Genomic DNA, 18,134 nt, shown 5'->3' on the forward strand with positions numbered 1-18,134 from the left:
TCAACCCATGGTAGCCGCGTGGCATTCCACGGACCGGGGGCTCACCGGCCCGGCAGGAAGCGGCGGACGGCACGGAACGCGACGCCCAGCTCGGGAGTGCGGAACAGGGCCAGGATGCCGCCGTAGACCAGGAGCGTGGCACCGCCGATGATCGCGGCGCCGACGAAGCCGAGGAGACGTTCGGAGACGGCCCAGCCGTCGACTCCACCGAACACCTGGAACACGCCCCAGCCGGCCGCGGCAGCGGGGATCGCGGCGAGGAGGAAGCGCAGGATGCCGCGGAACGCGTCTCCGAGTCCGAGAGGACCGATCTTGCGCCGCAGCAGCAGGAGCGCGAGGGCGAACTGCACGATGTTGGCGACCGACTGGCCGAGCGCGATGGCGACGGCGAGCCAGGTGAGGGGCAGAAGGCCGGTGCTCACAAGGGCGGAGGCGGCCAGAGCGGTCGCGATGACCAGCACGGCCTGCACGAGCGTGTACACGAACGGCGTGCGCGTGTCCTTCAATGCGTAGAACGTGCGCTGGAGACCGAACTGGAGCGACAGCGGCAGCAGGGCGACGAGATAGGCCCCGAGGACGAAAGCGAAGGCGACCGCCTTCTCGAGCGTCGGGGTGAACAGTCGCGCCAACGGCACCGCGGCCACCGCCATCGCAGCGAGGATCCCGACCATGAAGATCCCGACGGTCCGGGTGAGGGAGGACAGGTCGGCGGTGACGGCATCCGTCCGTCCCTCAGCGACGTGCTCGCTGAGTCTCGTGTAGTACGGCGTTCCGAGCGAGAGCACGATCACGGAGAACGGGAGCATGAACAGCAGCCAGGCGTTCTGCAGCGTCGCCCCGGCCGCCGCGGGACCCGAGGCGGCGCCCACGATGTTGATCTGGAAGGCGCCGGCGATCTGCCCGACGACGACCATGAGGAACGTCCAGCCGGCGAGGCGGCCGATCTGACGGAGGCCGATGCCCCGCCAGCCGAAGTCGGGCCGCACGTGCAATCCCGCTCGCCGCCAGAACAGGAACAGGATGCCGGCCTGCACGACGATCCCGAAGGTCGCGGTGCCGCCCATCAGCGCGATCATGCCCGCCGTCCAGCCCGAGGCCGACTCGTAGGTGCCGAACAGCACGATGAAGACGCCGAAGCCCGCGATCGAGATCAGGTTGTTCACGATCGGCGACCAGGCGAACGGCCCGAAGATGCGGTTCGCGTTGAGGATCTCGCCCACGAGCGCGTACAGCCCGTAGAAGAGCAGCTGCGGCAGACACCAGTAGGCGAGGGCGAGGGTGAGCGTCTTCGCCGCCGGGTCGGTGAACCTCCCCGCGTAGATCTCCACGAGCACGGGCGCCGCCACGACGGCGACGATCGTGACGACCAGCAGGGCGAGGACGCCCAGGGTCAGCAGTTTCGACACGAAGGCGCTGCCGCGGTCGTCGTGCGTCTTCACGGCCTTGACGATCTGCGGGACGATCACGCCGGCGAGGAGCCCCGAGGAGATGAGCGCGAACACCGAGTTCGGCAACTGGTTCGCGATCGCGAACGAGTCCGCCGCCTTCGCGCCGACGGTGCCGACGGCGACCGTGAGCACGATGTTGCGGATGAGTCCCGTGATGCGGGACGCCATGGTGCCGGCGGCGACGGTGGCGCTCGCGCGTCCGAGGCCGGCCATCAGGGGGCCACCGGCATCCGCTTGCGCCGTCGGACCGTCCGGACGACACCGAAGACGAGGAGGGCGGACACGAGGACGATGAGGATGACGAGGGCCACCGACTCCCATTCGGCGCGCACCGACACCTCGACGGTCTCGCTCCGCCCGATCTCGACGCCGGACGGGGTGCGCAGCTGCAGGTCGACGGAGGATTCGCCGCTGCCCACGAGGGCGGAGACGGGGATCGCGACGCGGCTGGTCTGCTGGGCGCCGATCTCGACCTCGGTCGTCGACTCGATCACCAGGCGCGCGTCACCGGGCGAGGCGAGCAGGTCGACACGGGCCGGCCACGGCAGGTCGTTGCGGACGGTGAAGACGAGGGGCGCGGAGGTCCCGGCGAGGGTGATGGGGCCGCCGAGGACGAGGGCGACGCCGTCGGTCCAGGTGGCGATGCGCTCGCGCTGCGCCTGGATCGCGGCATCCCATCCCTCGCGGTCGTCGAGCCACGCGTTTCCGAGCAGCTGCAGCTCGGTCGCCCGCACCGACGAGGTGAGCAGCGTCGGGTCGTCGAGCACACCCGAGATGCGCTGCAGACCGCCCTGCGCGGCGCGGAACCCGTCGATCACCGCGACGCGGTCCTGGTCGGCGGGGACGGAGTCGACGTCGACCGCGGTGGCGGGAGCCGCGAGGAGGCCGTCGAGATCGGTCGCCGTCCAGCCGGGGAGCCCGGTCGCCGCGTCGATCGCGCCGCGCAGGGCGGCCTGGGACCGACCGTTCGAGCGGTCGACCGTGACGAGCAGGGGGTCGGCGAGGTCGCCCACGGCCGCCCGCGCCGTGAACTCCGCCAGGAGCGCGCCGCGGGCGGTGTCGGCATCGGTCGCGGAGGCGTCCTCGAGCAGGCGCGAGAGGCCGGCGTCGTAGAGGAGCAGGTCCGTGTCGGCCGAGACCGCGTGCGCCCCGGCATCCGATCGCACCACCGAGCTCGGCAGGAGCGTGACGGGCGCGTCATCGCCGCCCGTCACGGCACCCAGGGCGGCGACGGTCTCGGCGCCGGCCGTTCCGGTCGCGGGCCAGAAGACGCTGTCGCGGTCGGCGCCGACGTCGAACAGCTCCTCGAGCGTGGGGAGGGTCGGTTCCTCGGGGGTCGGCGTCGGGGTCGGGGTCGCCTCGCCGTCGACCACGGGAGCGCCGAAGTTGGTGGGGTCGAGATAGGCCGCGAACGAGACCGGCCGGAGGGGGGATGCCTCGCCCGCGCCGATCTGCGCGGCGAGATCGGCGTCGCCGTACTGCAGCGCGAACCGGTCGTTCGGGAGCGCGATCAGGTCGTCGAGCCACGCGACCGCGTCGGCCGGCGCCGCGGAGCCCAGGGCGCGGATCGAGGCGGTGATCGCGGGATCCACGGCGAGGATCGCCGGCGTGCCCGTCACGGCATCCACCTGCTCGCGCAGGTCGCCCCCCTCGGCGGTGAGTTCCGACAGTTGTTCGGAGCTGAGGACGCCGGTGGACTGCGGCCCCGCGGTGATGGGCACGACGACACCGATCTGACGAGCCGGTGCGCCGGTGTCGGGGACGACGAGGACGGTCCGCGCGCGGAGACTGTCCTCGCCGGTGCCGTAGACAGCCCGGACCGGGTACACCCCCGGGTCGAGGTCGTCGATGGGGGCATCGCCCGCGTCGATCGTGAGCGCGGCGGATGCCGACTGCTCGGACGCGACCTCGGGCATCGCGATCTCGCCCACGTCGTCGAACGACGCGCCCGTGGAGCCGCTGTCGAGCCAGGACGCGATCGCCGCGGTCGACACGAGGGGATCGGAGCCGATCCCCACGGTCGCCGCGCCGGCGGGGACGGCGTCCGGGCCCGGGTTGTCGGCCGTGAGGGTCAGGGTCAGATCACCGGATGCGGGGACCACTCCGCCCGCGCCCGGCGCGAGGGTGGCGGTGACGGTCTCGTCGGGTGCGTCGTCGACCGCGGCGAAGGCCGCCGGGGCCGGGGCGGCGAGGGCGATCACGGCCGTCGCTGCCGCCGCCGTACGCAGCCACCGGGATCGGCGAGGCGGACGTCGGCCCGGAGCAGGCGAGATGAAGGTCATGAAGAGGTCGATTCCCGTGCGATCGATGACCGCACCATCGGGAGTGATTCTAGGGTCCCCGTCCTGCGGAGCCCCTGATTGGGCCCCGAGGCCGGTTGAATGGGACGGTGAGCGACATCCGGCATCCCGACCCGTCCACGACCGCCGTGCTCCGCGCCGACCTCGCCGCCGCCGGGTACACGGCCGACGCCGTCCGCGCCGCGTGGGGACCGCGTGCCGACGACGCGATCGGCCGCGGCCTGCTCGCGCCCGCCCGGCGCGCGCTCGCGGGCCGCAGCGACGCGCTCCCGGTGCTGTGCCGGACGCTCTTCCTCGGTGATGCCGCCCACGCCGCGGACCTCGACCGCGCGCTGCCGACCGCCGGGGTCGCGGGACTCGTCCGCCTCGGGATCGTGCGGGTCGAGGGCGGCACCGCGACCCCGCTCGTGCTGCTGCGCCCGCAGGACTACACGGATGCCGCCGGCTCGGGGTGGTGGTGGATCGTGAGCGACCTCGACGAGGCGGCGCTGGGCGGCGCGCTGCCGACCGGGCACGTCCTGGGCGTCGGCGGCGCCTCGCTCACGCTCGCCGGTCTGCAACTCGACACCCCCGCGCGGCGCGTACTCGACGTCGGGACGGGATGCGGCATCCAGGCCCTGCGGGCGCGGCGGAGCGCGTCGAGCGTCGTCGCGACCGACGTGTCGGAGCGGGCGCTGCGGTTCACGCTGCTGAACGCCGCGCTCAACGACGTCGACGGGATCGAGGTGCGCCACGGCAGCCTGTTCGAGCCCGTCGCGGGCGAGGAGTTCGACCGCGTCGTCTCGAATCCTCCGTTCGTCATCACGCCGCGCGTCGCCGGGGTGCCCGAGTACGAGTACCGGGATGCCGGTTTCGCGGGCGACGACCTCGTCGCGGCGTTCGTGTCGGGCGTCGGCGAGGTGCTCGCCCCCGGCGGGACGGCGCAGCTGCTCGGCAACTGGGAGTACCGCGAGGGGCAGGACGGTCTCGACCGCGTGCGCGAGTGGGTCGCGGCATCCGCTCACCCGCTCGACGCGTGGATCGTGGAACGCGAGCAGCTCGACCCGCTCGCCTACGCCGAGCTGTGGGTGCGCGACGGCGGCACGGCGCCGGGGAGCCCCGACTACGCCCGGCTCATCGACGCGTGGCTCGCCGACTTCGCCGCGCGCGGGGTGACGGCGGTCGGCTTCGGGTACCTGCTGCTGCGACGGACGCCGATCGGGATGCCGCCCCTCGCCCGCTACGAGCGCGTCACCCAGCCGGTGCCCGGCGCCCTGGGGCCGCACCTGGGGGCCGCGCTCGCGGCGTGGGACCGCCTCGGGCTGCTCGACGACGACGGACTGGCCGAGGCGACCGCGGTCGTCGCGTCGGACGTCACCGAGGCCCGCCACCACCGCCCGGGCGCCGAGGAACCCTCGGTGATCGAGCTGCGTCAGGGCGCTGGGTTCGGGCGCGTGCTGAACGTCGACCCCGCGCTGGCCGCCCTCGTCGGGGCGTGCGACGGCGACCTGCCGCTCGGCGTGCTCATCGACGCGATCGCCGACCTGCTCGAGGTGGATGCCGCCGCGCTCCGCGCCGACCTGCTGCCGCGCGTGCGCGAGCTGGCGTTCACGGGGTTCCTGCGCGTGGTGTGATGCCTTCTCGGTGAGGCGGGAGGGGAGGATGCCGTCGGTAGGCTCGTAGGCATGCTGAACATGGCCGAGGGTCTCGCGCGCCTGGGTGCGCTCGCCGAGGCTCCCGTGTCGGCCACGCTCGCCCGCGCCTTCGCGGAGGCCGGGTTCGAGCTCGCCGTCGTCGGCGGGCCCGTCCGCGACGCGTTGCTCGGCCGCACGGTCAACGACCTCGACTACACGACGAACGCGCGACCCGACGACATCCTGCGCATCGTGAAACCGCTCGCGACGGCGACGTGGGACATCGGCCGCGCCTTCGGCACGATCGGCGCGAAGATCCGGGGCGAGCAGGTCGAGATCACGACCTACCGCGCCGACAGCTACGACGGCGCGACCCGTAAACCCACCGTCGAGTTCGGCGACACCCTCGAGCAGGACCTCGTCCGCCGCGACTTCACGGTCAACGCGATGGCGCTCCGCATCCCGGGACCGTCGCTCGTCGACCCGACCGGCGGCGTCGAGGACCTCGTCGGCGGGTCGCTGCGCACCCCCACCGACCCGGACGTCAGCTTCGGCGACGACCCGCTCCGGATGCTGCGCGCCGCCCGCTTCGCGAGCCAGCTCGGCATGGACGTGCACCCTGCGACCCTCGAGGCGATGAGCCGGCTCGCGCCGAGCCTGTCGATCGTGAGCCCCGAGCGTATCCAGGGGGAGCTCGTGAAGCTCCTGTCGACGGAGGCGCCGGACCGCGGCATCCGTCTGCTCGTCGACACCGGCCTCATGGCGCTCTTCCTGCCCGAGGTCCCGGCCCTGCGGCTCGAGGTCGACGAGCACCACCACCATAAGGACGTCTACGAGCACTCGCTCACGGTGCTCGCGCAGGCGATCGACCTCGAGAAGCAGCGGCATCCGGGTCAGGCGCCCGACGTGACCCTGCGCCTCGCCGCGCTCCTGCACGACATCGGCAAGCCCGCGACCCGCAAGCTCGAGCCGGGTGGCGCGGTCAGCTTCCACCACCACGACGTCAAGGGCGCGCGGATGGCGCGCAAGCGGCTGCAGGCGCTGCGGTTCGACGGTGCGACGACGGATGCCGTGTGTCAGCTCATCGAGCAGCACCTGCGCTTCTTCGGGTACGCCGAGGGCGCGTGGACCGACTCGGCGGTGCGGCGGTACGTCCGCGACGCGGGCGATCAGCTCGAGCGGCTGCACATCCTCACGCGCGCCGACGTGACGACCCGCAACAAGCGCAAGGCGGCGCGGCTGCGAACCGCGTACGACGACATCGAGTCGCGCATCGCGGCGCTCGCCGAGGAGGAGGAGCTCAACGCGATGCGTCCCGAGCTCGACGGCAACCGGATCCAGGAGGTCCTCGGCATCCGTCCCGGTCGCGAGGTCGGCGAGGCGTACCGGTTCCTGCTCGACATCCGCCTCGACGAGGGGGTCATCGGAGCGGATGCCGCCGAGCAGCGCCTGCGCGACTGGTGGGCCGCGCGGAGCTGAGCCCGTGCACGCGGCTCAGCGCAGACGCCGGGCCGCGGTGAGGTCGATGACGAACAGCGCGGCGCCCTGGATGATCACGGCGAGGCCGTGTCCCCGGGCCTCGGCAGGGCTCAGCCGGCCATTGAGGGACGGGGTGCGGACGGCGAGGTGTGCGCCCGTCGCGACGTACCCCACGTCGAGGGCGGTGTTGACGAGAAGGATGCGGCGCAGCATCCGTTTCTTCGGAACGCCGCCCTGTCGTCGGGTGAACTCCGCGAGGGCGACGTCGATCGCCCCCCACATCAGGTTCTGCAGACCGAACGCGCGGGTGCGCGGGAACAGCGCGAGCGCGCCGCCGAGGACGACGGATGCCGTGCCCCACCGCGTCAGGCGGCGGACGACGGTGGCGGCGACGGTCTTCGCGGAGCTCATGGGTTCATCATCGTGCAGCGGGGGAAGCCGCGGGCCGTTCGCCCGTCACGATCTGCGGCCCCCCGCGGCGCGTCGTGACGGACGAACGACGGATGGTCACGCTGCGCGCGAGGCTGCCAGCGCGCGGCCGGCGTCGACCGCGGCCTGCTCGGCACCGGCCTTGAGCTCTGCGGCGGCGTCGGTGAAGGCGTCGAGGGCGGGGTTGACACCGACGAGCGTGAAGGGGCGGTGGACGACGGTGAGGTCGAGTCCCCAGACGTCCTCGAAGACGCGGCGGAGCCAGCCGGTCGAGTGGTCCCAGCCCTCCTTCGGGCTGCCCGGCTCGTAGTTGCCGCCGAGCACTGTCACGAGGGTGGCCGGTTTGCCGTGCAGGGCGGTGCCCTGCGGGTCGATGCGCGGGTCGGTGTAGGCGAGGTCGAACCACGTCTTCACATGCTGCGAGACGCCGTAGTTGTAGAGCGGCACGGTGAACAGCAGTGCGTCCGCGGCGATGAGTTCGTCGGCCAGCTCGGTGCGGAGGGCGATCGCCGCGCGTTGACCCTCGGTGTGCTGGTCGGCGGGGGTGAAGCCCGAGGTCACCGAGTCGCGCCACGCGGTCGCGGGGATCGGGTCGGCGGCGACGTCGCGCCGGACGACGTCGCTCGAGGGGTGGGCGGTACGCCACTCGGCCTCGACGAGGTCGCCGAGCTCACGGCTCGCGGACGTGGCGGGCAGGATGCTGGCATCCAGGCGGAACAGGGTCATGTGCTTCTCCGATCAGAGTCACTATGAAAAAGAAAGCGGCTCCGGGAACGCTAGCACACGTACGATGGAGGCATGGCCGACGGACACGAGGCGCGACAGTGCGACGCCGCCGTCTCGCACGCGTTCTCGGTGCTCGGCAAGCGCTGGAACGGAATGATCCTCGACGTCCTCGGGCAGGGTGAGCTCTCGTTCTCGGGCGTCCGACGCGCCGTCGCCGGGATCAGCGACGCCGTCCTGTCCGACCGCCTGACCGAACTGGCGGATGCCGGACTCATCGCTCGTCACGTCGATGCCGGCCCGCCGGTCGCCGTCTCCTATGCGCTCACCGAGGCCGGCTGCCGCCTCATGCCGATCCTGAGCCAGCTCGGCGAGTGGGCCGACGGCAACCTTCAGCGACGCTGAACTGCACGCGTCGGCGGCTCCCGGCAGTCGTTCGCCTGTCACGATCTGCGGCCGGCGACGGCGTGTCGTGACAGGGGAAAGCGGGGCGATCGCGGTGCGGGGTATCGATGCCCTGTCGCTCTCGGACGGGTCGACCTAGACTGACCGGCACCGCTCCTTCGACGATGATCGGAGCCCCATGAGCTCGCCGTGGTCCGCCCGGGTTGAGGTCGCGCCCGCCACCTCGCGCCTGCTGATCGAGCGCGCGCACGAGGAACTCCTCGCCGGCAACGCCGGGGATCCGCGGCTCGAGGATGTCCGGCCGCTGGTCCGGGAATCGTGGCGCCGGTCGCTGGCCTCGGATGCCGCCGCCGAAGGGCTCCCGCGGCTCGACATGACCGCCGACGAGCTCGAGGCCTACCGGCGGGCGCATCCGCTCGCCGGGGTCATGGAGATGGTGCGATCGCTCCTGCTGCCCGGTTCCGCCGAGGACTCAGGTGTCATCGTCGCGGTCGGGGATGCCTCGGGTCGCCTCCTGTGGGTCGAGGGGGATCGCGGGGTGCGGACGCTCACCGGCGATATGGGATTCGTCGCCGGCGCGGACTGGGCGGAGGCATCCGTCGGCACGTCGGCGCCCGGCACGGCGCTCGCGCTCGACCGGGCGGTGCAGATCCGGCAGGCCGAGCATTTCAACCGCTTCGTGCAGCCGTGGTCGTGCACCGCGGCGCCGGTCCACGACCCCGAGACCCGGCGCCTGCTCGGGGTGATCGACGTGACGGGCGGCAGCGAGGCCGTGACGCCGCAGGCGCAGCTGCTCGTCGACGCGACGGCGCGCGCCATCGAGAGCGAGCTGCTCGTCGGACGGCTGCGCTCCCGCGCCGAGGCGCCCCGGCGCCGAGCCCCCCGCGCCGCGACCGTGCAGCACGCGACCCTGCGAGTGCTGGGGCGCGACCGGGCGCTGCTCGAGACGGAGGGGGATGCCGCGGCATCCGTCGTCGAGCTCAGCGCACGTCACGCGGAGATCCTGCTCATGCTCGCCAGCCACCGGGAAGGCCTGTCAGCCGAGGCGCTCGCCGACCTCGTCTACGGCGAGCCCGCGGTCGAGACCCTGCGTCCCGAGATGGTGCGCCTGCGCAGAGTGCTCGAGAAGCAGGCCCCGCAGCTCGTGCCGCTCTCGCGTCCGTACCGGCTGCCGGCGGAGCTCGAGACCGACGTGCAGCACGTCGTGTCGCTGCTCGACCGCGGGGCGCACCGCGTCGCGCTCGCCGCGTACACCGGGCCGGTGCTGCCGGACTCGGTCGCGCCGGGTGTGGAGGAGCTGCGCACGTCGGTGCGGGCCACCCTGCGCGAGACGATGATCGGCGAGGCCGGTGTCGAAGCGCTGCTCGCCTACGCCGACAGCGCCGACGGGCGGGAGGATGCCGAGGTGCTCCGCCTGTGCCTGCGCATGCTGCCGCCGCGCTCGCCGCGTCGCCCCGGGCTCGTCGCCCGGCTCGAGGCCCTCACCGCCTGACCCGTCGTTCCCCTGTCGCAAACGGCAGGGCGCCGCGGCGTGTTGCGACAGGGGAAGGCGGGGACGGGCAGATGCCGGGGCGCAACCGGATGCAACGTTGCGCGGCGTAGCGTGCCCGGCATCCGATCCGCGGCGCTGACGCCGCATCCATGTCCGTCGAAGGAGACAGCATGACCATCGTCGAAGAGGGCGTCTCGAGCGTCTACGCCGCACCCGGCCAGCGGGGCGCGGTCGCGGAGTACCGGGCGCGCTACGGCCACTACATCGGCGGCGAGTTCGTCGACCCGATCAAGGGCCAGTACTTCGAGAACATCACCCCCGTCACCGGCAAGCCGTTCTGCGAGGTCGGCCGCGGCACCGTCGAGGACATCGACCGCGCGGTCGACGTCGCGTGGAAGGCGTTCGCGTCGTGGAAGAAGACCACGCCCGCCGAGCGCGCCGTCATCCTCAACAAGATCGCCGACCGCATCGAGGAGAACCTCGAGAAGATCGCCGTCGCCGAGACGTGGGAGAACGGCAAGCCGGTCCGCGAGACGCTCGCCGCCGACATCCCGCTCGCCGTCGACCACTTCCGCTACTTCGCGGGCGTCCTCCGCGCACAGGAGGGCACGCTCAGCCAGCTCGACGATGACACCGTGGCGTACCACTTCCACGAGCCGCTGGGTGTGGTCGGCCAGATCATCCCGTGGAACTTCCCGATCCTCATGGCGACGTGGAAGCTCGCCCCCGCCCTGGCGGCCGGTAACTGCGTCGTGCTCAAGCCCGCCGAGCAGACCCCGGCATCCATCCTGTTCCTGTTCGAGATCATCGGCGACCTGCTGCCCGCCGGCGTCGTGAACATCGTCAACGGGTTCGGCATCGAGGCGGGAGCCCCGCTGGCCTCGCACAAGCGCATCCGCAAGATCGCGTTCACCGGCGAGACCACGACCGGGCGCCTCATCATGCAGTACGCGTCGCAGAACCTCATCCCCGTCACCCTTGAGCTCGGAGGCAAGAGCCCGAACCTGTTCTTCGAGGACGTCGCCCGCTCGACCGACGACGCCTACTATGACAAAGCACTCGAAGGGTTCACGCTGTTCGCCCTCAACCAGGGCGAGGTCTGCACGTGTCCGTCGCGCTCGCTCATCCAGCGCTCGATCTACGACTCGTTCCTCGCCGACGGGCTCGAGCGGGTGTCGAAGGTCGTGCAGGGCAACCCGCTCGACCCGGCCACGATGATCGGGGCCCAGGCATCCAACGACCAGCTGGAGAAGATCCTCAGCTACATCGACATCGGCAAGCAGGGCGGCGCGAAGCTGCTCACCGGCGGCGAGCGGGTCGACCTCGGCGGTGACCTGAGCGGCGGCTACTACGTCGCCCCGACGGTGTTCGAGGGCACGAACGACATGCGCATCTTCCAGGAGGAGATCTTCGGCCCGGTGCTGTCGGTGACGAGCTTCGACGACTTCGACGACGCGATCTCGATGGCCAACGACACGCTCTACGGCCTCGGCGCCGGCGTGTGGAGCCGCTCGGGCGACATCGCCTACCGCGCCGGTCGCGCGATCGAGGCGGGCCGGGTGTGGACGAACACGTACCACCAGTACCCCGCCCACGCCGCGTTCGGCGGATACAAGCAGTCCGGCATCGGGCGCGAGAACCACCTGCGCATGCTCGACCACTACCAGCAGACGAAGAACCTCCTCGTGTCGTACGCCGAAGGCGCGATGGGCTTCTTCTGAGCCGACCCCCATGACCGACACCACCTACAGCAGGGTCGCCGTCTCGGACGAGGCGGCGGCCCTGCTGCGCACCCTCACCGCGCAGCACGGTCCGCTGATGTTCCATCAGTCGGGCGGATGCTGCGACGGCAGCAGTCCCATGTGCTACCCCGTGGGCATGTTCCTCACCGGCCCCGGAGACGTGAAGCTCGGCGAGATCGACGCGGGCCTCGACGATCCGATCGAGGTGTACATGTCGGCATCCCAGTTCGAGTACTGGAAGTACACGCACCTCACGATCGACGTCGTTCCGGGACGCGGGGCGGGGTTCTCGGTCGAAGGGCCGACCGGGATGCGGTTCCTCATCCGGTCCCGGATGCTGACCGACGAGGAGCTCGCCGCCTTCGGGCTCTCCTGAGCGCCCGACCACGACCGTTCACCCGGAGGCCACCTTCCGGTCACGCCCGCTTGTTTGGATCGCGGCGTGTCCTCACCGATCGTGACCGTCATCCTGCCGGCGAAAGACGCCGGCCCGTACATCGGCACGACCGTCACGACTCTCGGACGCCAGTTCGAGGACCCGGGCCGCCTGCGCCTCGTGGTCATCGACGACGGCTCGACGGACGACACCCGCGCGCAGGTGCAGCACTTCGCGCGCGACATGCCCCACGTCGAGATCATCTCCAACCCGCAGCCCATTGGCCTCGCGGCCGCGCGCAACCAGGGACTCGACCTCGTCGACACCGACTTCTTCTGCTTCGTCGACGGCGACGACTGGATGCACCCCGAGCGCCTCGAGAGCCTCGTCGAGTCGATGCGCCGGCTGGAATGCGACTTCGTCCGCACCGATCACGTCACCGACACCGACGGGCGTCGACGCCTCATGCGAGCGCCGCACGGCCGCCGCGGACGGGTCGTGTCGCCGCGCGACGCCATCATGCCCGCCGACGAGACGACGATGGTCGACTACCCCTATGCCTGGGCGGGCATGTTCCACCGCCGGGTGCTCGACCGTGGCCTCGCGCACTTCGAGCCGGGCCTGTTCACGGCCGAGGACCGCCCGTGGATCTGGCGCCTGCACCTGCGCGCGGAATCGTTCGCGGTCGTGGACGCCCCCGCGATCCTGTACCGCCGCGGCGTCACCACCTCGCTCACTCAGGTGCTCGACCGTCGCCAGCTCGACTTCCTCCCGGCGTTCGCCGAGGCGATCCGCGTCGTCGAGGAGGACGACGATGCGGACCGCTTCCTCCCGAAGATCGCGACGACGACGATGTCCGTGTGCGCCTACCACCTGTTCCGCGCGCGGGCGATGTCGACCGCCGACCGCACGGCGCTGCGCACCGGCATCCGTGACCTGTTGCGCGCCATCCCGGCCGAGCAGATCGACCCGGCGCTGTCGCGGCTGTCGGACCGCCGTCGCCGCATCCTTGCGCGCCTCGTGCGCGAGGTGCGCACCGCATGACCCAGATCTTCGTCCTCAACTCCGCGTACGGTCTCATGACCGCTGTCGCGGCGATGGATGCCGGGGCGATCCCGGCATCCCCGTCGGGGCGCATCCTCGTCGCCGTCAACGCGGCGATCGTCCCCGAAGCCGCCCCGGGCATCGGGGACGCCGCGCACCTGGCCACCCTCCGCGCGCGGTTCGACCGCGTCGTCGACCTGAACGAGCTGCTCGCCCCCGAACGCCCGCCGCATTGGCGCGTGACCGCGAATGCGGCTCCGGCACTCGAGCGCCTACTGCGCGAGGCCTGGGGGATCGGCGACGCGGACGTCGAGCTGTTCCTGCAGAGCCCGCAGGTCGCGCCGTCGCGGGTGTTCATCGACGTGTTCGCCGGTGCCGACGTGTCGATCGTCGGAGACGGCCTCATGACGTACTCGCCGATCCGCAATCGCTGGCCGCACACCGTCGCGAGCCGGGTCACCGCCGTCGTCTACGCCGACACCGTGCCGGGCGTCGAGCCGCTGCTGTTCCCCGTTGCCGCTCGAGTGCCCGTGCCACCCGCCGCCCTCCGGGCGGTCGTCGACGAGGTCGCCGCCGCGACGGACGACCCCGAGATCGATGCGCTCGTGCAGCTCGATCGCCCGGCCCTCGTGCTCGGGCAGTACCTCTCGGCGCTGAAGCTCATCTCGGCCGACGAAGAGCTGCGGATGCAGTGCGACATGATCGACCGTGCGCTCGAGTGGCGCCCGGGCTCGATCGTGTTCAAGCCGCATCCGTCGTCGGCCCCCGCCCTCATCGACGACCTCGCGGCGCACGCCGCCGCGCGCGGGGTGGGCTTCACCGTTTTCCGCGGCGGCACCCCCGCCGAGGTCCTCGCCGTGCGGCTGCCGTTCGTCGGCGCGGTCGCCGGCTTCTCGACGGCCCTGCCCACGCTGCAGGCGCTGACCGGCCTGCCCATCGGCGCCGTCGGCACCGATCTGCTGCTGCAGCGACTTACCCCGTTCGAGAACGGCAACCGCATCCCGGTCACGATCATCGACGCGCTCACCCGTCCGGACTCGCCCTACCCGGGAGAGCGGATGCAGCTGCTCGTCGATGCCGTCGGGTACGCCATGCAGCCGGTCATCGCCGCGCACCTGCGGCCGCGCGCCGAGGAGTTCCTCGCATCGGCGCCCGCCGCCGAGCGTTCCCGGTACTTCGCCCGCACGCGCCTGACCTCGCTCGCGCTGCCCGGCGGCGGCACGCCCGGCCTGTTCTCGCGTGCGCTCGGGCAGCGCGACGGCGCGAGTCGCATCACAGAGGTGCAGCTCGCGCTCCGCGGCGCGCGGCGCCGGGGGAAGCGGGCCTGGAAGGCCCTGCGAGGAGGATGACGTGACACCGAGCACCGCCCAGACGATCGCGATCATCCCCGCCCGCGGCGGGTCGAAAGGCGTGCCGGGCAAGAACGTCGCCCGCGTCGGCGGCATCCCGCTCGTCGCGCGCGCCGTCCATGCCGCGGTGACCTCCGGCGCGATCGACCTCGTCGTCGTCTCGACCGACGACGCCGCTATCGCCGACGCCGCGCGCGCCGCCGGGGCGCGCGTCGTCGACCGTCCCGCCGACATCTCCGGCGACCAGGCCAGCTCCGAGAGTGCGCTGCTGCACGCCCTCGACACCCTCGCGGCCGAGGGGATCACCCCGCGGGTGACGGCGTTCCTGCAGGCGACGAGCCCCTTCATCCCCGCCGCCGCCCTCGGCGAGGCGGTCGCGCTCGTGCGGGGAGGCCGCGCCGACAGCGTGTTCTCGGCGCGGGAGAGCTACGAGTTCGTCTGGCGGAGGGATGCCGCCGGCGCGGCATCCGCTCTCGGTCACGACGCCGCACACCGACCGCGCCGGCAGGACCGCGACCCGCACTACGTCGAGACGGGCGCGTTCTACGTCTTCACGACCGACGGGTTCCGGGAGGCCCGGCACCGCTTCTTCGGCCGGACCGAGATCGTCGAGGTCCCCGAGGAGTCCGCGATCGAGATCGATGACCCGGCGCAACTGCGCACGGCGCAGACCCTCGCGCACCTGCTCGAGCCCGCCGAACCCCTCGCCGCGCGGGTCGTCGTGACCGACTTCGACGGCGTCCACACCGACGACTCCGCCTGGGTGGATGCCGCCGGCACCGAGCACGTGCGCGTCAGCCGCTCCGACGGCATGGGGGTCGCGCTGCTGCGGCGAGCCGGGGTGCCGGTGCTCATCCTGTCGACCGAGCAGAACGCGGTCGTCCGCGCCCGCGCCGAGAAGCTGCAGGTCGAGGTCATCCACGGCGTCGACGACAAGGCGAGCGTGGTGCGGCAGTGGGCAGCGGAGCGCGGTGTCGACCTCGCCGAGACGGCCTACCTCGGCAACGACGTCAACGACCTGCCGGCGATGGCTCTCGTCGGCTGGCCCGTCGCCGTCGCCGACGCCCGGCCCGAGGTCGTCGCCGCCGCGCGCGTCGTGCTGACGCGCCCCGGCGGCGCCGGAGCGGTGCGCGAACTGGCCGACCGCGTCCTCGCCGCACGCTGACGCACCCACCCGACAGCCAGTCGTCCGGTCTTCGCCACCCGGGATTCATCCGTCATTCACGGTCGGAACCGACGCTGAGGGGAGTAACGATGAAAGGACTCGCCATGACGGTGACCATCGGAAACCACGTACTCGGCGGCGGACACCCCGTGTACGTCATCGCCGAGATCGGCCTCAACCACAATGGCGACGTCGAGCTCGCCAAGCGCCTGATCGACGTCGCCGCCGACGCCGGCGCGAACGCGGTCAAGTTCCAGAAGCGCACCCCCGAGATCGCGACGCCCGCACACATGCGCGACACGCTCCGCGAGACCCCGTGGGGCACGATGACCTACCTCGAGTACCGCTACCGCGTCGAGTTCGACCGCGACCAGTACATCGAGATCGGCGACCACGCCACGATGCGCGGCCTCGACTGGTTCGCCTCGCCGTGGGACGTCCCGAGCGTCGAGTTCCTCGAGGACCTCGGCGTCGTCGCCCACAAGGTCGCCTCGGCGAGCCTCACCGACATCGAGCTGCTCGAGGCGCTGCGCGCCACCGGCAAGCCGGTCATCCTCTCGACGGGCATGTCCACGATCGAGCAGATCGACCGCGCGCTCGAGGTGCTCGGCACCGACCGCACGGTGCTCATGCACGCGACGTCGACCTATCCGATGGAGCCCGAGGAGGCGAACATCAAGATGATCGCCTCGCTCCGCGACCGCTACGCCGGCATCCCCGTCGGGTACTCCGGTCACGAGCGCGGCTTGCAGATCTCCCTCGCCGCCGTCGCCCTCGGCGCGGTCGCCGTCGAGCGCCACATCACCCTCGACCGCACGATGTGGGGCTCCGACCACGCCGCCTCGCTCGAGCCGACCGGTCTCGAGCACCTCGTCCGCGACATCCGCGTCATCGAGACGGCTCTCGGCGACGGGGTGAAGCGCATCTACGAGGGTGAGCTCGCCCCCATGGCGAAGCTGCGCCGCGTCCCGGCATGACCATGCGCGGTGACCGTCCGGGACGCCTGCGCGTCGTCGCGATCGCCGACGCCGACTCCTTCGTGAAGTGGTCGGCGGCGCTCATCGACTCCGCGCCGTCGGTGGACCCCCACCTGCTGCTCGTGAAGACGCCGCTCACGGTGAGCGTGGCGCAGGAGCATGCGGCGTTGGCGGGCACCGGCATCCGTCCCGAGGCGGTCACCCGCCTGGCCTGCGACGACATCGCGGCCTGGCTCGCGAAGGACCGGCCCGACGTCGTCGTCATCGGCGGCCGCGGCCCGTTCGTGCGGCTCGTGATGCGGCAGATCGACCGCGTCGCGCCGCGGCCCGTCGTGGTGTCGGGGCTGCCCGGCATCTCGATCCCCGCCCAGCGCGGCGCCGCGATGTACCGCAAGCACTGCGACCTCATGATCGTGCACTCGCAGCGCGAGCGACGGGCGTTCCGGCACCTGGCCCAGCGCCTCGGCCTCGAGCTGCGCCTGGGGCTCGCGACCCTGCCGTTCGCGCGTCCGACGCGTCCGTCCGGGGGCGGTACCGACCTGGTCTTCGCGGCGCAGGCGATCGTCCCGCGCGAGCCCGCCGACCGGGTCGCCATCGCGGGCATCCTGCGGGCCGCGGCCCTCGCCGACCCGTCGCGGCGTGTCGTCGTGAAACTGCGCTCCCGCCCCGAGCTCGGCGAGACCGAGACGCACTACGAACGCACCGAGCTGACCGAACTGCTGCGGGACCGGCCCGACAACCTCGTCTTCTCGCACGAGCCGATGGCCCAGGCGCTCGCGAACGCCGAGGGACTCGTCACGGTCAGCTCGACGGCGGCGATCGAGGCCATGGCGATGGGGGTCCCCGTCATCGCCCTCGACACGTTCGGCGTCTCGAAGACGCACCTCAACACCGTGTTCAACGGCAGCGGCGTGCAGGGCAGTGCCGAGGACGTGATCGCCCGCCGGTTCCGCCACCCGAACGCGCAGTGGCTTGTCGACAACTACTTCCACGCCCCCGAGCAGTCGACCTGGTGGTCCGACGTCGAGCAGCTCGTCTCGCTGCGCCGGCGCGGCCTGCTGCCGCCGCGGTTCGTCCCGACGGCCCGCGGGGGCGCGCTGCACGAGGCGTGGCAGCGCAAGGCCGTGCTCGGCCGCGAGGACCGCTCGCTCACGGGGGCCGTCGCGCTCGCCGTCGGCGCACCGCTCGTCTGGGGCATCCTCACCGCGCGCAAGGTGCTCGGCCGTCGCGGCGCGGGCAGCTGGTTCGACGACCAGACCGACATCACCGTCACCCCGGCCCGGTACCAGGACCCGATCGTCCGGCCCCGCCGCGCGGCGCTCGTCGCGATCGACTGACGGGGCGCCCGGGCTTCCCCTGTCGCAACACGCCGCGCGGGGCTGCCGTTCGTGACAGGGGAAGTGGGATGCCGCTGCGCCGGGGGGCTTCGCCTGTCGCAACACGCCGCGTGCGGCTGCCGTTCGTGACAGGAAAAGGGGGATGCGGCTGGGCGCCGGGGCTTCCTCTGTCGCAACACGCCGCGCGGGGCTGCCGTTCGTGACAGGGGAAGTGGGATGCCGCTGCGCCGGGGGGCTTCGCCTGTCGCAACACGC

Annotated in this window: 15 protein-coding genes; 11 read left to right on the plus strand and 4 right to left on the minus strand. The window is 72.2% G+C overall.

What is annotated here, in order from left to right; genetic code table 11:
- Nucleotides 1-41: 41 nt before the first annotated feature.
- Nucleotides 42-1,661 carry a murein biosynthesis integral membrane protein MurJ gene (gene murJ / locus Q9S71_RS05000; protein WP_311860913.1) on the minus strand — a complete coding sequence of 540 codons (1,620 nt, stop codon included), beginning with the start codon at nt 1,659-1,661 and terminating at the stop codon, nt 42-44.
- The gene (locus tag Q9S71_RS05005; protein ID WP_311860914.1) at nt 1,661-3,730 is read right to left on the minus strand and encodes a DUF6049 family protein; all 2,070 of its coding nucleotides are present in this window, start codon (nt 3,728-3,730) and stop codon (nt 1,661-1,663) included. Before Q9S71_RS05005 ends, murJ begins: the two co-directional genes overlap by 1 nt.
- A gap of 107 nt (nt 3,731-3,837) precedes the next feature.
- Here Q9S71_RS05005 and Q9S71_RS05010 point away from each other — a divergent pair, with 107 nt between their 5' ends.
- Together Q9S71_RS05010 and Q9S71_RS05015 are read left to right on the plus strand one after the other, a co-directional pair.
- The gene (locus tag Q9S71_RS05010; protein WP_311860915.1) at nt 3,838-5,361 is read left to right on the plus strand and encodes a DUF7059 domain-containing protein; all 1,524 of its coding nucleotides are present in this window, start codon (nt 3,838-3,840) and stop codon (nt 5,359-5,361) included.
- A gap of 51 nt (nt 5,362-5,412) precedes the next feature.
- Nucleotides 5,413-6,840 carry a CCA tRNA nucleotidyltransferase gene (locus Q9S71_RS05015; protein WP_311860916.1) on the plus strand — a complete coding sequence of 476 codons (1,428 nt, stop codon included), beginning with the start codon at nt 5,413-5,415 and terminating at the stop codon, nt 6,838-6,840.
- A 15-nt stretch (nt 6,841-6,855) separates the two neighbouring features.
- On the opposite strand, the gene Q9S71_RS05020 is transcribed toward Q9S71_RS05015, so the two are convergent.
- Both Q9S71_RS05020 and Q9S71_RS05025 read right to left on the minus strand, forming a co-directional pair.
- On the minus strand, nt 6,856-7,251 hold the full coding sequence (locus tag Q9S71_RS05020) for a DUF6992 family protein (RefSeq protein ID WP_311860919.1): 396 nt from the start codon (nt 7,249-7,251) through the stop codon (nt 6,856-6,858).
- Between the two features lie 96 nt (nt 7,252-7,347).
- Nucleotides 7,348-7,995: an FMN-dependent NADH-azoreductase gene (locus Q9S71_RS05025; RefSeq protein WP_311860920.1), complete on the minus strand. Its 648-nt coding sequence runs from the start codon at nt 7,993-7,995 to the stop codon at nt 7,348-7,350.
- Between the two features lie 72 nt (nt 7,996-8,067).
- Between Q9S71_RS05025 and Q9S71_RS05030 the strand changes: the two genes are divergently transcribed.
- The 9 genes from Q9S71_RS05030 to Q9S71_RS05070 all read left to right on the plus strand — a co-directional run bounded on the left by Q9S71_RS05030 (nt 8,068) and on the right by Q9S71_RS05070 (nt 17,879).
- Nucleotides 8,068-8,397: a winged helix-turn-helix transcriptional regulator gene (locus tag Q9S71_RS05030; protein WP_311860922.1), complete on the plus strand. Its 330-nt coding sequence runs from the start codon at nt 8,068-8,070 to the stop codon at nt 8,395-8,397.
- 178 nt (nt 8,398-8,575) lie between these two features.
- The gene (locus Q9S71_RS05035) at nt 8,576-9,889 is read left to right on the plus strand and encodes a GAF domain-containing protein (RefSeq protein ID WP_311860924.1); all 1,314 of its coding nucleotides are present in this window, start codon (nt 8,576-8,578) and stop codon (nt 9,887-9,889) included.
- A 170-nt stretch (nt 9,890-10,059) separates the two neighbouring features.
- Nucleotides 10,060-11,610 carry an acetaldehyde dehydrogenase ExaC gene (gene exaC / locus Q9S71_RS05040; RefSeq protein WP_064002790.1) on the plus strand — a complete coding sequence of 517 codons (1,551 nt, stop codon included), beginning with the start codon at nt 10,060-10,062 and terminating at the stop codon, nt 11,608-11,610.
- Nucleotides 11,611-11,620: 10 nt separating this feature from the next.
- On the plus strand, nt 11,621-12,007 hold the full coding sequence (locus tag Q9S71_RS05045) for a DUF779 domain-containing protein (protein ID WP_064002789.1): 387 nt from the start codon (nt 11,621-11,623) through the stop codon (nt 12,005-12,007).
- Between the two features lie 66 nt (nt 12,008-12,073).
- Nucleotides 12,074-13,051 carry a glycosyltransferase family 2 protein gene (locus Q9S71_RS05050; RefSeq protein WP_311860925.1) on the plus strand — a complete coding sequence of 326 codons (978 nt, stop codon included), beginning with the start codon at nt 12,074-12,076 and terminating at the stop codon, nt 13,049-13,051.
- Nucleotides 13,048-14,400: a polysialyltransferase family glycosyltransferase gene (locus tag Q9S71_RS05055; RefSeq protein ID WP_311860926.1), complete on the plus strand. Its 1,353-nt coding sequence runs from the start codon at nt 13,048-13,050 to the stop codon at nt 14,398-14,400. The genes Q9S71_RS05050 and Q9S71_RS05055 overlap by 4 nt, the downstream gene beginning before the upstream one ends.
- Nucleotide 14,401: 1 nt before the next feature.
- Nucleotides 14,402-15,565, plus strand: a complete 1,164-nt coding sequence (locus Q9S71_RS05060; RefSeq protein ID WP_311860927.1) for an acylneuraminate cytidylyltransferase — start codon at nt 14,402-14,404, stop codon at nt 15,563-15,565.
- A 104-nt stretch (nt 15,566-15,669) separates the two neighbouring features.
- The gene (locus Q9S71_RS05065; RefSeq protein ID WP_217528854.1) at nt 15,670-16,542 is read left to right on the plus strand and encodes an N-acetylneuraminate synthase family protein; all 873 of its coding nucleotides are present in this window, start codon (nt 15,670-15,672) and stop codon (nt 16,540-16,542) included.
- The gene (locus tag Q9S71_RS05070; RefSeq protein WP_311860929.1) at nt 16,539-17,879 is read left to right on the plus strand and encodes a DUF6716 putative glycosyltransferase; all 1,341 of its coding nucleotides are present in this window, start codon (nt 16,539-16,541) and stop codon (nt 17,877-17,879) included. The genes Q9S71_RS05065 and Q9S71_RS05070 overlap by 4 nt, the downstream gene beginning before the upstream one ends.
- Nucleotides 17,880-18,134 lie beyond the last annotated feature (255 nt).

Origin of the sequence: Microbacterium gawkjiense (assembly GCF_031932225.1) — a bacterium.
Lineage (GTDB): Bacteria > Actinomycetota > Actinomycetes > Actinomycetales > Microbacteriaceae > Microbacterium > Microbacterium gawkjiense.

What these genes read in the sequence shown, in the direction of transcription:
- murJ (WP_311860913.1), bottom strand. Translation starts at nt 1,661, where the DNA reads ATGGCCGGCCTCGGACGCGCGAGCGCCACCGTCGCCGCCGGCACCATG.
- Q9S71_RS05005 (WP_311860914.1), bottom strand. Translation starts at nt 3,730, where the DNA reads ATGACCTTCATCTCGCCTGCTCCGGGCCGACGTCCGCCTCGCCGATCC.
- Q9S71_RS05015 (WP_311860916.1), top strand. Translation starts at nt 5,413, where the DNA reads ATGCTGAACATGGCCGAGGGTCTCGCGCGCCTGGGTGCGCTCGCCGAG.
- Q9S71_RS05020 (WP_311860919.1), bottom strand. Translation starts at nt 7,251, where the DNA reads ATGAGCTCCGCGAAGACCGTCGCCGCCACCGTCGTCCGCCGCCTGACG.
- Q9S71_RS05025 (WP_311860920.1), bottom strand. Translation starts at nt 7,995, where the DNA reads ATGACCCTGTTCCGCCTGGATGCCAGCATCCTGCCCGCCACGTCCGCG.
- Q9S71_RS05030 (WP_311860922.1), top strand. Translation starts at nt 8,068, where the DNA reads ATGGCCGACGGACACGAGGCGCGACAGTGCGACGCCGCCGTCTCGCAC.
- Q9S71_RS05035 (WP_311860924.1), top strand. Translation starts at nt 8,576, where the DNA reads ATGAGCTCGCCGTGGTCCGCCCGGGTTGAGGTCGCGCCCGCCACCTCG.
- exaC (WP_064002790.1), top strand. Translation starts at nt 10,060, where the DNA reads ATGACCATCGTCGAAGAGGGCGTCTCGAGCGTCTACGCCGCACCCGGC.
- Q9S71_RS05045 (WP_064002789.1), top strand. Translation starts at nt 11,621, where the DNA reads ATGACCGACACCACCTACAGCAGGGTCGCCGTCTCGGACGAGGCGGCG.
- Q9S71_RS05055 (WP_311860926.1), top strand. Translation starts at nt 13,048, where the DNA reads ATGACCCAGATCTTCGTCCTCAACTCCGCGTACGGTCTCATGACCGCT.
- Q9S71_RS05065 (WP_217528854.1), top strand. Translation starts at nt 15,670, where the DNA reads ATGACGGTGACCATCGGAAACCACGTACTCGGCGGCGGACACCCCGTG.
- Q9S71_RS05070 (WP_311860929.1), top strand. Translation starts at nt 16,539, where the DNA reads ATGACCATGCGCGGTGACCGTCCGGGACGCCTGCGCGTCGTCGCGATC.